We start from the raw sequence: 12976 nt of genomic DNA, 5'->3' as shown, positions 1-12976 counted from the left end.
AATAGTCCCCTTTACTTCTATTCGTCCTTTAGAATACGACGGCCCAGCAGGAAGGCAAGAGCGATCATAAGCGTTCCCACTACCAACTGCATACCGTATACTTGGGTCCATTGCGGCCAGTGGGCAATTTTTTCATACAGCTGTCCCCCAATAAGCGGACCAAAAAAGGATGATAAACCCGTAAGCGCCGCATAGGTCGCCATATACATAGGCCGTTCTTTTTTCGGCGTGTCTCCAATAATAAAATTAAAGGCCAGCTGGTTGAAACCGCCTACACCTACACCAAAAACAATATGAGCGGCAAACAACACCAACAGCATCGGCAACACAGACAAGAGTCCCCACATCAACGAGGACAAGGCAATAATCGGCAACGTAAAGAACAACAGACGTTTATTGCTATATTTTGCATTTAGATTACCCCAAACATAGAAACTAGCCATCATAAAAAGAGTCTGGGATACATTAAGCAGTGATAACGTTTCATAATTTATATGAAGTAACTGCAACATGACATACGAGTATAGCGGAACAGTTAAATTCTGCAGCAGCAACCAGGCGGCCAGAAACAAAGTAGACTTCATAAATAAAGTATCTTTAAGCGGTTTCTTAAACATCGGTAAAAATTTATGTTCTTCCGATTTCTCGAAAGGCACGTCGGGATAAAAAAAGAATACAACGACGTTAGAGATCGCGAAGATCCACACAACAATATAAAGAATCAGAAAGCCATGGCTCCCGGGATAACGATCCAAAACGATACCCCCACCATACATTACCAGACTACCGAGTGCATTCAGGAACGTATTACGAATCCCAAAATAGCGTCCACGCACACGTGCCGGAACAAGATCGCTGATCACAGAGCTCCACAGCACACCACCCGCCGTATTGGCAATAAAAGCAGTAGTATATAAGGCTATAAAAGCCATGACCCAATACTCTTTAGGAAAAATAAACGGAATTAGCCCAGTAGAACTCCAAAGTATCCTATGCAGACCGATAAAAGTAACCATAGCCCATTTGCGGCTTGGCAGCTTCTGAATCAAAAAAGCTACCCCGATCTGCATCACGTTAACCAAAGTGGTAAGCGCTAGCACAAATCCAATTTGACTTGAAGTGGCTCCTAAATATAGCAGGAATCCTGTTAGAAACTGCCCTTGCAGCAGGACCTGGAAAATGGTCGATGGCACACCTTCCCAGGTAGCAATGCGCAAATTCCTGCGATGTACTGAGGTTTTACGGACACGCTTTGAACTAGTAACTGTGTGCTTAGTTTCCATGTTGTTCATAGAAAGGGGTAACACTCCTTTGATGCGGCATTTGCTTCATTCTACTCCGCATCAATCTACTGTCAATACGCCAAATTAACAAATAATATTGGAGCTTACTCTTCTATGAATTTGAGGGGTAAATAAAGCGAAAAACGACTCCCTTTACCCTCCTCACTTTCTAAAGTAATGAACCCTCCGAGCAGTCTGGCCAAATCATTACTAATAGAAAGTCCTAATCCTGTTCCGCCATATTTTCGACTAATTGTTCTATCTGCCTGTTGGAAGGCTTCAAAGATCATGGCATGCTTCTCTGGTGCAATACCTATCCCACTATCTTCTACCTCAAATACAATCCAATGCTTCACAATAGCCCTTTCCCCACGTTCCTCTTGACGAATACGGAGTGCGACATGGCCAGACTTTGTAAATTTAAAAGCATTAGAGAGCAAATTACGCAGGATCTGCTGAATCCGCTGTGGATCGGAATGAATCATTTGCGGGATATTTTCTTCCATAGCAATAGTAAATTCCAGTTCCTTTTGTTTAGCCGTGACAGCGAATTGCATAGCCAGGATCTCTGGGATCTCAATAACACTTAAATCTTCATTTATAATATCTAATCGACCTGCTTCCACTTTGGAGAGATCTAATATATCGCCAATTATCATCAATAATTCTTCACCAGAACGGCGGATAATGGCTGCATACTCACTCATTTCTGCTTCCGTAAGAGAATTATCATTGTCTTCAATTAATTGCGATAAATTAATGATGCTATTCAGTGGTGTTCGAAGCTCATGAGACATATTGGCCAGAAATTCGGATTTAAATTGCGAAGCCATCATTAACTGATCGGCACGTTCTTCAAGCGCTATCTTATTCTTATGCAGCTCCTCCGTCTGGGCGGACAGTTGTTCATTAGCACGCTGAATCTGCACATTCCGTAAGAGTCCTAATTGAAAGTCACGAATAATTAAGGAGAATAGAACACTTAGAATCAACCCTGCAGGGAAAGTAATCGGCATAATCTCTCTTATGTACTCTGGGGCGGGAATCACACCAAACACCATAATGTTGATTGCATTCATTACATTTACGACTAGAATCACGATCAAACCTTTGTTCACTATACATAAGCTAGATCGTCTGACCCAGTAGCTAAGCGCAGCACAAACAAATCCTAGAATGGACAAATTAATTGTACCAGCCATTGCTGCCTCATTTACTCCAAAAGTTAACCGTGTAAGACCTGTTCCTATACCAATCAAAACAAGAATGAAAGGATGCGGATAAGCCAGCGTTGAAATAATAAGTGGCACAAAACGTAAATCAAAAATCACATGCTCATCCAGCCTATATCCAAAAAGAGTACTAATCCACCCGGCAAAGATGGCTAGTAATACCCAGCTTACTTTCTTTATTCTTACACTTGCATTTGAAATGGTGCTTTTATATATAAGATTAGCCAAATAGGCTACAGCTATTAGCATCGCGGTGTTTCCAAAAAATATTTTAAGATAACCCATAGATTCACTCCCACCTTGGCAAAATAAATTACAACTTTCATCTCATAATACTACCATACTAAAGCCCTATTCGATAACTAACCGCCCACGGACGCAGAAGAAGAGCGCAAATCAGATGCGATTTGCGCTCTTCTTCTGGAATTTTATTATAGACGTCATTAGTAACGAATTAATCGCGGTAGGAACGTCCCCAAGTTTGGTACTCTTTTTCCGCGTCTTCTTTCGTGTGTCCATAACGTTCTTGTAGTTTACCTACTAATTTATCCTTTTCACCATCAATTACGTCAAGATCATCATCTGTAAGCTTGCCCCATTGCTTCTTGGCCTCGCCTTTGAGCTGTTTCCATTTCCCTTTAAATACATTGTTGTCCATTATAAGCTCATCTCCTTAGCTGAATTAATTAGGGTAGGATCGTTATCCCGTGTTACCTTTACTTACCCTTCCCCATTCGCTATGAATCTTTCCGCCATTCATGGCATTAGCAAATTAAGTCGTATTCTGTCACATATATTTTTTAATTTATGTATTCAAATCTTTTAAAATTTGATATAATCCAGATATAAATTAAATATTTAATTTTTTAAGTGATTTATTTCACAAATGTTTTCCTAGTCCATGTGCTAGAATGCCATCGGAGATAAAACAACATCATTAAATTTTTTTCTAATCTATGCCGATATAAGTCATGATACTGTTACAAACGGGTAATGAGGTATGAGATTAAAGTGACAAATATCATTTATAAAGTGATTTTTATCACTTCGCTCGACTATTAAAATGTTTTACATTTTAATATATATATTTTAAACTATATTTTTGGAGGTCATTTGAAATGAAAAAAGCTTCTGTTATCTTGTCGAGCGCACTTATCCTTGGATTGCTCGCAGGTTGTGGTAACAACACAGACAACGCCGCAGCCCCTACTAACGCACCAGCTGAAACAACTGCTCCTGCAACAAATTCCGGTAACGCTGGAACTGAAGCTGGACAGTACAAAGACGGAGTTTACTACGGTACTGCTGACGTTGATGCTAAAACTGGCTGGCAATATTTCGCACTCTTAACTGTAGAAGGTGGAAAGATCACTAAAGCTGACTGGGATGCCTTTAACGTTAACACTGCAGGCGACCTGAAGAAAAAGGTTTCTGAAGATGGTAAATATGGCATGAAAGCTGGCGGTGCTTCTTCTGAATGGCACGAGCAAGCAGCTAAAGCTGAAGAATTCCTGATCGAAAAACAAGATCCAGCAGCTATAACTTTTGATGCTGAGGGGAAAACTGATGCCATCTCTGGTGTATCCGTACACGTATCTGACTTTGTAAAAGCTGCTCAAGCTGCTCTTGCTGCTGGTCCAGTAGAAGCTGGTCAATATAAAGACGGAGGCTACCATGCTGAAGGCGAAATGGACGCTGAATCCGGTTGGAAATCCACTGTTGACCTGACTGTTGCTAACGGTAATGTTGTAGCTGTTAAATTCAGTGGTTTGAATGCTGCTGGCGATGACAAGAAGCAATTCTCCGTTGATGGTAAATATGGTATGAAAGCTGGCGGCGCTTCTGCTGAATGGCATGAAGAAATCGCTTTGGCTGAAAAATACTTCCTTGAAAACAAAGGTACTGCTCCAACGCTTGATGCTGAAGGCAAAACTGATGCAATTTCCGGCGTGAGTATTCATGTTGGTGAATATTTTACACTTGCAGAAAAAGCACTCGAAGGCGCGAAATAATTTCGCAGGACCTTCTGCAGCTAATCAGACGAATGAGGTGAATTTCTCTTGAAGAAAATAGTCATTTTGGGCGGCGGCTACGGCGGCGTACTCACGGCTAAGAAACTGGCAAAGAAATTTAAGAAAAACAAAGATGTTGAAATTACACTGATCGACCGGAATCCATATCACACTCTATTGACTGAGCTGCATGAGGTTGCCGCGAACCGTGCTCCAGAGGATTCAATCAAGATCGATCTTAAGAAAATTTTTGCGGGCCTTAAAGTAGATGTTGTTCTTGATGAGATCAGCAATATCGATTTCAAAAGCAGAAAACTTAAGTCCGATAAAGCTACCTACGCTTACGATTACCTTGTAATCGGCACAGGTAGCAAACCAACCTTCTTCGGTATTCCAGGCGCAGAAGAAAACACCTTCTCCTTCTGGTCTTACGATGATGCGGTAGCATTGAAACGCCAAATCCGCGATATGTATACCAAAGCGGCTATGGAGAAAAATCCAGCTGTACGCCGTGCTATGCTGACCTTCGTTATTATCGGTGCCGGCTTTACTGGTGTCGAGCTGGTTGGTGAAATGGCTGAACAACGCGAGGAATTATGCAAGGAGTTCTTTATCGACCCATCCGAAGTAAGACTGATTGTGGCTGATATGGCTCCGAAGATTCTGCCTATCCTTCCAGATAAGCTGATTCAAAAAGCTGAAGCTCGCCTTCGTAAGCTGAACGTGGAAATCGTTACTGGCGCTAAAATCACCGAAGTAGGCAATGGTAGTGTTGCCCTTGGTGAGAAAAACGTCGTCGATTCCCAAACAATTGTTTGGACTGCTGGTGTTGAAGGCTCCGAAATCGTTGGTGGACTTGAAGTTCAACAACAAGGCCGCAAACGGATTGTTACGAATGAGAACCTGGAAAGTGTAGATCATAAGAACGTCTACGTAGTAGGGGACAACATTTTCTACATTCCTGAAGGTGAAACTCGTCCTGTACCACAAATGGTTGAGAACGCTGAACAAGCCGCTCCGATTGTTGCTGGCAACATTGCCGCCGACATTCAGAACACTGCTAAAAAAGCTTACAAACCAGGTTTCCACGGTACAATGGTCTCCATTGGTAGCCGCTACGGCGTAGCTAACGTTGGTCTGCCAGGTAAGTTCTTTATGCTTACTGGATTCATGGCAATGCTATCCAAACACTTTATTAATATGTTCTACCTGTCTCAGGTTGTCGGATTCAATAAAGTATGGACATATATGATGCATGAATTCTTCCATGTTGAGAACCGCAAGAGCTTCTTGGGTGGTCACTTCTCCAAACGTTCACCTAATTTCTGGCTCGTTCCACTTCGTGTTCTACTTGGGGGTATGTGGTTATACGAAGGTATTGAGAAGATCCAAAAGATTTGGAAAGATCCAGATAAGATTTTCTTGATTCCAGCTGCTCCTTTTGCAACGGATGCTTCATCAGCAGCCAGTGTTGCAGTAGATGCAGTTAAAGACACCGTAGATGCACAATCTGCAGCTTCAGCAGTATCCACTGCAAAAGAAGCAGTTGAAGCGTTGCCTGTACCTAACTTCGTATACAACATTACAAACTGGTTCATGGATTTGATGTTCTACAACAACGACGGAAGTTATACTTTCCTCGCGAAATGGTTCCAAATCGGTATGGTATGTGCAGAAATCGTCTTCGGTATTATGCTCATCGTTGGTCTCTTCACAGCACTTGCTTCTATAGCGACCGTAGGCATGTCGGTCATGATTTGGTCAACCAAAATGGCCTCGACAGAAATGTTATGGTACGTTGCTGCTGGTATTGCCTGCATCGGCGGATCGGGAAGCACACTTGGTCTAGACTACTATGTACTTCCTTGGCTTAAGAAACAGTGGAAGAGAATTCCGCTCGTCAGACGATGGTATCTATACACCGACTGATAATAAAACCCTGAATTTGTGTAATTTATCATATAGAACATATGTGCAAATTGTATTTTATTAGGGTTAAATATGGATATACTTCAGAGTAATGTGTCCCTAGGACACATTACTCTCCTTATTTACAAGAAGAAAATAACCTTCCTAATCCTAGGAAATGGTGGTTTTTTCTTGAATGAATGGTTTTGTAGGGATGATCGGGGTATGGTTTCTTCCGGCAAAACCGACAAGAAGGAGAGAATCTTGTGAACAAACAACTCATAGAAGATACCCTCCGGTTGTTGCATACTGAAATGTCACCTATTGCCGGAATTGAGCTTCAGCCCTCTCCGGCTGCATGTGAACAGCTAATCTCGGTACTGGAACGCCATGATCTGGAATACAGCCGCAAAGTCAATTTGCTGGGTATTTACACTATTCTCACTTTGGCAGCAGAGCGCCATATGGAATGTATCCCACATCATCCCGACCTTACACGCAACATTTTGGATGGAGATTATTTGTATAGCTTTTACCTGCAGTTTGCGGTGAAATGCCGTGAGCTCGACTTAGTTGCTTATCTAGCTCCTTCGATCAAAAAAATGCAGATTAGACGGTCAAATGGAGACTTCGCGGAACATGATCCAGCTACTGGAATCGAAGAGTTCTTGATTCAAGAGTGCAGACAGCGTAGTCGCACAAGCAAAGCCATTTGACAGGTGGGATCCATAAATGAAGCTGCATGAGGCCTTAAATATAGACATAAATGAAATCAACCGCGAAATCGTAAACCTTGTGACGCGTGATAAAGATGTACCTAAGAAATCTCAGCTCGCGCAAAGTGTTCTAGAGCTTATAAATTCCGGTGGTAAACGCCTTCGTCCCCTCATGGTCATTGTTGGCAGTCGGTTTGGCCGTAAGGATACCGGTCGCAGAGCGCTTCAATTAGCTGCTGCTGCTGAATTTATTCATGCCGCCTCATTAATTCATGATGATATCATTGACCGTTCTGAGTTACGGCGGGGCGTACCCGCCTTACATATTAAGACGGGGACATTGTCAGCAGTACATGTTGGTAATTACATGTCCGCTCGGGTCATCGAGCTGCTGAGCAAATATACAGGAGATAAAAACAGATACGTTCATGACTTATCCTCTGTAGCCACCGCTCAGCTGTGTCTGGGTGAATATCAGCAAATGGAACATGCTTTTGATTATGAAATTACAATGGATCAGTATTTGGAGAAATCCTTAAACAAAACCGCTCTTCTTATGGCAACCTGCTTACGGGTTGGTGCACTGTCCACTGAAAGCACCGAAGAAGTTGCCAATCTCCTTTATAATTTTGGAGAAGCCTTAGGGATGTCCTTTCAGATACAAGATGACCTGCTAGATTTCACACAGTCCGCCGATGTCCTAGGCAAACCTGCCGGTAGCGACCTGCGACATGGTCAGGTCACCCTGCCAGTGCTGTACGCCTTGCAGGACCCTAAGCTCTCGCCTGTGATCCGTGCAATCGGCCCGGATTCTTCCGACGCTGAAGTAGCACATGTGCTCACCCTAATTAACAATAGCGATGCCCTCGCTCGCGCTGAACGGGTCAGCCAGAACTATCTGGATAAAGCTGCAGCTATTGTGCAGCAGCTCTCCTCCTACCCGGCGCATGCTGATCTGGAAACGTTGCTGCAATATTTTGCGGACCGTGATCGCTAAAGAGTACGTTCTAATACAAATAAAAACGGATACCTCCCATTCACTTGGGGGTATCCGTTTTTTGCTTTAAACAAATCATTTCATTGATCTTGCCGCAAATTCAAACTGCTATTTTTCTGCTTCAACAAGACAAGCTAAACACGCAAACGCAGCGTAGCGCATATGAGCTAATTTAGTCATTCTACTCCATCGGATATAATTAGGGAAAACCTCCCTAAAATTAGCTAATAATCGTTCGAAAACCACGATATTAGGGAATTCCTCCCTAATAAAGTCCACTTTAGCATGCTTTTAAAAGTAACCAGCTATATTTCAGGGAGAAATTCCCTAAAACAGAGTCAAAGGATAAAAAAATCAATAAGATTAGGGAGGTTTTCCCTAATCTTTGCATTCAACTCGTAGCTTCCCCCTTGCAGAGCGGGGAACCGAGTCAACACAAAAAAGGAAAGCTAGCGTAGCCAGCTTTCCGATCCCCTTGCCTCCCCCTTTTGGGTAGGCTATTGTCTTTTGTTGTTAGTTTGAGGGCAATGTGCCAATGCTCAGCCAGCCGGCTCACCAAAGCCAGCTCCCTAACTAACATAGAAAAAATCAATCAGCGTACACAATAATATCACTATGCTGATTACCTGATTTAGATTATAAGAAGCCACCTTCATCAGCTTACGATTCGAAGGTTTTATAATCTTATGCTCGGTCATCAGGAGCACTGTAGCGATGCCAATCCCAACTAGATACACCCAGCCGAGATCCTGCCATACGTATAGAAATAATAGCAGCATAATCATAATGAAATGTAGACCTTTGGCGATACGCAGCGCATTCTCTAATCCAAAGAAGCTCGGAATAGACCATAACCCATGCCGCCGGTCAAATTCAATGTCCTGAGTGCCGTAGATAATATCAAATCCGGCAATCCAGAGCATAACTACCGTCCCGATCACAAACGGGGTAAATGCGATATTTCCGGTTACGGCAAACCATGCACCAATCGGTGCGGAAGCAATAACAAAGCCTAAATATAAATGGCTTAGAAAGGTAAAACGTTTTGTATAAGAATAAGTCGATATTAACACGATTGCTACCGGCGATAAGAGCAGGCAGAGCAAGTTCAGCATGCCTGAAGCCACAATAAAGATGGCATAATTGACAATAACAAAGACTACCACTTCTTTTTCTGCCAATAACCGTTGTGGCAAATGCCGATGTGCCGTACGAGGATTCTGTTCATCAAACGTACGGTCTGCCAGCCGATTGAATGCATTAGCGCCATTACGGGCACCGATCAATGCAATCAGACCCCAGATCATCACATGCCCTGATGGCCAGCCCCCAGCAGCCCACACCATCGAGATAATGGCAAACGGCAGCGAAAAAAGCGTATGAGAGAACATCACCAGTTCACTGAACATTTTAAGCTTTAGGCCTGCAGTTTTAAAAATGTTTAGAATAGCCATTCGTTTTCCTCTTTCTTCGCTACTTGAAATTCATTGTATTAGTCATTAAGCTCCGCAAGGACTTCATTCAGGTTGTTAAGCAGCCCGTCGATATCCTCTTCCGTAATAATCATCGGCGGTTGAAAGGCTAGTACGTTGCGTCCTATGCCATTTTTGCCGATCAGGTATCCTCTGTCTTTCATCGCTTCCAGTACTTGATCTGTAAGCGCCGCAGAGCCTTCTGCATCCTCACCAGCAAGCTCCGCTCCCAACATAAGCCCAATTCCCCGTACATCCACAATAAGCGAAGGATAATGGTCTTGAAGGGTCTTTAGCCCTGCTTTCAATCGTTCTCCGAGCAGCACTGAGCGTTCAGGAAGCCGTTCATCGCGAATATAATCAAGCACAGCCAGCGCCGTTGCAGCAGATACCGGATTACCTCCAAAGGTGGAAGCCGACGGACGGTTCAGCGCGAGTGCAATCTCATCCGTTGTCGCAAAGGCTGCCACCGGAATTCCATTCCCCAGTGCCTTGGCCATACTAATAATATCGGGCACTACGTCAAAATGCTCCATAGCAAATATTTTGCCTGTACGACCAAATCCAGTTTGAATTTCATCAGCGATCAGAAGCACGCCGTATCTCTCCAGCAACATTTTGACCTCACTGAAATAGGTTGGCGTTGGCATAATCATACCACCATTGCCTTGGATTGGCTCTACGATCATTGCGGCGATAGTATTCCCCTTCTCCTCAAGCACTCGCTCCAGAGATTCCAAGGATAGTGCAGCGGCTTCCTCCAGAGATAGTTCTGGATGATATGGGCGAGGAATAAACTCAACGTCATGATCCAAGTATTTATCGGTACGCCACATCGGCAGACCTGTCACGCTCATAGTTAGATTGGTACGGCCGTGTAAACCACTTTCCAGTGCAATGAACCCCTTGCGTCCTGTATACATCCGAGCGAGCAGCAGTGCGCCTTCATTTGCCTCTGAGCCGCTGTTCACGAAAAAGGTTCGGCGTAGACCGCCTGGCATAACCTCTTCCAGACGTTCAGCCAAATCCACATTTGGCTGAGTTAAATAGATCGTAGACGTATGCTGCAGCTGCTGCAGTTGCTCAATCGTACGTCCAGTTATGGCTGGATTGCAGTGCCCACAGGCAACTACAGATACACCTGCGAAGAAATCTGTATATTGTTTGCCATGTTCATCATACACAAACTGCATCGAACCTCGCACAAGCTGAGGCGCATCGCGGTAAAAATGCTGTGTACACGGATAGAAATATTGCTTACGCTTTGCCGCTACGGCTTCTCTTCCGATGAATTCTTGTTGTTCCATGATTGATTCCCTCTCTTCTTGTGAAAATAGTAACTTATTCATAGAGTACTGTGCATTCTTCTTACTAGCAGACGGTATTTTGCCCCAAAAAATAGAATTAGTTAAATTGCAGCGAACCTAGAGTATAACCCGCATAAATGGGCTCAAGACCACCTAGCATATCATCTTTCACTTCAGTACGATTCATAGCTTGTTGATAAGAAATTATAATTTCACGCAACTGCTTAGCGCTATATGTCGCTCCTTCAATACGGAAACTAGATATGCCTAGATCAATCATCTCACCAAGCAACGGCAAATAGCAGAGCTCTTTCGCGAACAAAAGATGGCAACGGCCGTGCTGATCACGATATACCGGATTTTCACCTTTGTCTGTTTTTAGAACCAATACATTATTGTGCACATATTGATTATCCTCTTCAGCAATAGGCTCCATTACTTCAGTATTCTCATAAAGATCATGTTCCATATACATTAGTGCAGGTGTACCATGTACAACAACTTCCAAAGGCGTGTCACAACGCGAGGCAAAGGTAGCAAAGTGCTCCAGCGTCATTTCCGGTGAAACCGAAAGCTGAGTTAAACCTAATTTTGCATATAATTGGGCTGAAAGATGATTGTAGACATTTAAACTACCATCTCCAATTAACGGATAACCTGTAGAACTGTATCTGCGAATCGCTCCCAAATTAGTAACGATTAGACCGTCGATCGGCAAGCGTTCTCCACCAAGCAATTGATCATATTGATCAAAATGCAGCTCGGTCATCATGCGTGGCAACCCTAAATAGATTTTGCTATCGCCTTTTAGCTCACCAAGTTCCTTAATATCACGTTTTGTAAAAGGTCTGTCCGGTTCAAATACATCCCCCGGCAAGTATAAACTATCCACACCCAGCTCCAATACTACGCGCGCCTGTTCCATATTATTCACACGTACAGCCAACTTAGCTTTTGTTGTCTTTGGTTTTTTTTCTTGCGCCAAACGTTCCCGCAATTCCTCTACACGTTTTTCAGATAGCTCACGTTCTGCGGTTGGGGTGCTAAAAACTTTTCCAGTGCTATAGAATTTGCCCGTACCTTCATAACGACGGTTAATGTTAGCTAACCCTGGTTTACCAAAAGCATAAGCTGTCGAAAAGTCACGCTTGCGATTGTTGTACAGCTCTTTAGTATCAACCGTACGATCAAAGCCAATCGGATCATCGATATATCGGTCAATGGCTTCGCCGTAGCTATTCGCCAGCATCACCATAAAATCCTTATCACGCATACGGCCTTCTATTTTGAAGGAAGTAATGCCTGATTCAATCAATTCCGGAAGATGCTCATACATAAACATATCTTTGACAGCCAGTGGATATTCAGCAGGATATACATATCCGTCTTTTTTAACCCGATAATCCCAGCGGCAAGGCTTCATACATTTTCCCCGGTTGCTGCTCATGCCAAAAACATGGGAACTGAAGTAACAATTTGCACCATGCACAGAGCACATATCCCCGTGAATAAAATATTCCAGCTCCATACCACTCCGCTGACCAAGCAGCTTAGCTGTCTGCAGGTCCATTTCCCGCGAGGTAACTACACGAGTTACACCCAGATCACGCAGCGCATAGATCATCTCCAGGTTGTGAACATTCATCATTACAGAAGAGTGAATAGGAAGGTTAAGCTCCATCTCCCGAATAAGCTCCAACACTGCCATATCCTGAACAATCAAGGCATCTGGCCGAGCACCATCAAGGAAACGCAAGTATTCTCTAGCTTCCTCCACATCTTCCTCACTAAAAAGATTATTCACAGTGATATACACTTTTTTGTCTAGACGGTGTGCGATATCAAGTGCCTCTACGATCTCTTCATGAGTAAGATTATAACCTTTACGCATCATTCTCATATTCAATACAGGTCCACCAAAATAAACTGCATCACACCGTGATTGGATCACTTCCTTGAAAATCTCAAACGTTCCTGCGGGTGCGAGTAATTCGACTTCTCTACCGTTAAAATAACGTGCCATTCAAGTTCCCTCCCAAGTTGATACTA

General features: G+C 43.3%; 10 protein-coding genes. 4 read left to right on the top strand and 6 right to left on the bottom strand.

What is annotated here, in order from left to right:
• Positions 1 to 17: 17 nt before the first annotated feature.
• From MHI51_RS02685 to MHI51_RS02675, 3 genes are all read right to left on the bottom strand, one after another.
• Positions 18 to 1292, bottom strand: coding sequence for an MFS transporter (locus tag MHI51_RS02685; protein ID WP_051491245.1), 1275 nt, complete (start codon positions 1290 to 1292; stop codon positions 18 to 20).
• A gap of 95 nt (positions 1293 to 1387) precedes the next feature.
• A complete protein-coding gene (locus tag MHI51_RS02680; RefSeq protein WP_405173559.1) occupies positions 1388 to 2800 on the bottom strand; it encodes an ATP-binding protein in 1413 nt (470 codons plus the stop codon).
• A 169-nt stretch (positions 2801 to 2969) separates the two neighbouring features.
• Complete coding sequence (locus MHI51_RS02675; protein WP_036682530.1) at positions 2970 to 3173, bottom strand: CsbD family protein; 204 nt, start codon at positions 3171 to 3173, stop codon at positions 2970 to 2972.
• 460 nt (positions 3174 to 3633) lie between these two features.
• Here MHI51_RS02675 and MHI51_RS02670 point away from each other — a divergent pair, with 460 nt between their 5' ends.
• The 4 genes from MHI51_RS02670 to MHI51_RS02655 all read left to right on the top strand — a co-directional run bounded on the left by MHI51_RS02670 (position 3634) and on the right by MHI51_RS02655 (position 8148).
• Positions 3634 to 4527 carry an FMN-binding protein gene (locus tag MHI51_RS02670; RefSeq protein ID WP_076124505.1) on the top strand — a complete coding sequence of 298 codons (894 nt, stop codon included), beginning with the start codon at positions 3634 to 3636 and terminating at the stop codon, positions 4525 to 4527.
• A 48-nt stretch (positions 4528 to 4575) separates the two neighbouring features.
• Positions 4576 to 6456, top strand: coding sequence for an FAD-dependent oxidoreductase (locus MHI51_RS02665; protein ID WP_076124507.1), 1881 nt, complete (start codon positions 4576 to 4578; stop codon positions 6454 to 6456).
• 245 nt (positions 6457 to 6701) lie between these two features.
• Entirely contained in the window at positions 6702 to 7151 is a 450-nt protein-coding gene (locus tag MHI51_RS02660) for a hypothetical protein (RefSeq protein WP_076124508.1), read from the top strand.
• 16 nt (positions 7152 to 7167) lie between these two features.
• Positions 7168 to 8148 carry a polyprenyl synthetase family protein gene (locus MHI51_RS02655; RefSeq protein WP_076124510.1) on the top strand — a complete coding sequence of 327 codons (981 nt, stop codon included), beginning with the start codon at positions 7168 to 7170 and terminating at the stop codon, positions 8146 to 8148.
• A gap of 569 nt (positions 8149 to 8717) precedes the next feature.
• Here the strand turns inward: MHI51_RS02655 and MHI51_RS02650 are convergent.
• From MHI51_RS02650 to MHI51_RS02640, 3 genes are all read right to left on the bottom strand, one after another.
• Entirely contained in the window at positions 8718 to 9602 is an 885-nt protein-coding gene (locus tag MHI51_RS02650; protein WP_076276036.1) for a UbiA-like polyprenyltransferase, read from the bottom strand.
• A gap of 38 nt (positions 9603 to 9640) precedes the next feature.
• A complete protein-coding gene (locus MHI51_RS02645; RefSeq protein WP_076276035.1) occupies positions 9641 to 10927 on the bottom strand; it encodes an aspartate aminotransferase family protein in 1287 nt (428 codons plus the stop codon).
• 97 nt (positions 10928 to 11024) lie between these two features.
• On the bottom strand, positions 11025 to 12950 hold the full coding sequence (locus MHI51_RS02640) for a peptidase U32 family protein (protein WP_076304343.1): 1926 nt from the start codon (positions 12948 to 12950) through the stop codon (positions 11025 to 11027).
• Between the last annotated feature and the right edge of the window lie 26 nt (positions 12951 to 12976).

The organism is Paenibacillus sp. FSL H8-0260 (genome assembly GCF_045040625.1).
Lineage (GTDB): Bacteria > Bacillota > Bacilli > Paenibacillales > Paenibacillaceae > Paenibacillus_AQ > Paenibacillus_AQ odorifer.
This window is presented reverse-complemented; position numbering and strand designations above follow the sequence as displayed.

Excerpts from the sequence above, each read along its gene's own strand:
- MHI51_RS02670 (WP_076124505.1), top strand. The coding sequence starts at position 3,634 with ATGAAAAAAGCTTCTGTTATCTTGTCGAGCGCACTTATCCTTGGATTG.
- MHI51_RS02645 (WP_076276035.1), bottom strand. The coding sequence starts at position 10,927 with ATGGAACAACAAGAATTCATCGGAAGAGAAGCCGTAGCGGCAAAGCGT.
- MHI51_RS02685 (WP_051491245.1), bottom strand. The coding sequence starts at position 1,292 with ATGAACAACATGGAAACTAAGCACACAGTTACTAGTTCAAAGCGTGTC.
- MHI51_RS02675 (WP_036682530.1), bottom strand. The coding sequence starts at position 3,173 with ATGGACAACAATGTATTTAAAGGGAAATGGAAACAGCTCAAAGGCGAG.
- MHI51_RS02640 (WP_076304343.1), bottom strand. The coding sequence starts at position 12,950 with ATGGCACGTTATTTTAACGGTAGAGAAGTCGAATTACTCGCACCCGCA.
- MHI51_RS02680 (WP_405173559.1), bottom strand. The coding sequence starts at position 2,800 with ATGGGTTATCTTAAAATATTTTTTGGAAACACCGCGATGCTAATAGCT.
- MHI51_RS02650 (WP_076276036.1), bottom strand. The coding sequence starts at position 9,602 with ATGGCTATTCTAAACATTTTTAAAACTGCAGGCCTAAAGCTTAAAATG.
- MHI51_RS02655 (WP_076124510.1), top strand. The coding sequence starts at position 7,168 with ATGAAGCTGCATGAGGCCTTAAATATAGACATAAATGAAATCAACCGC.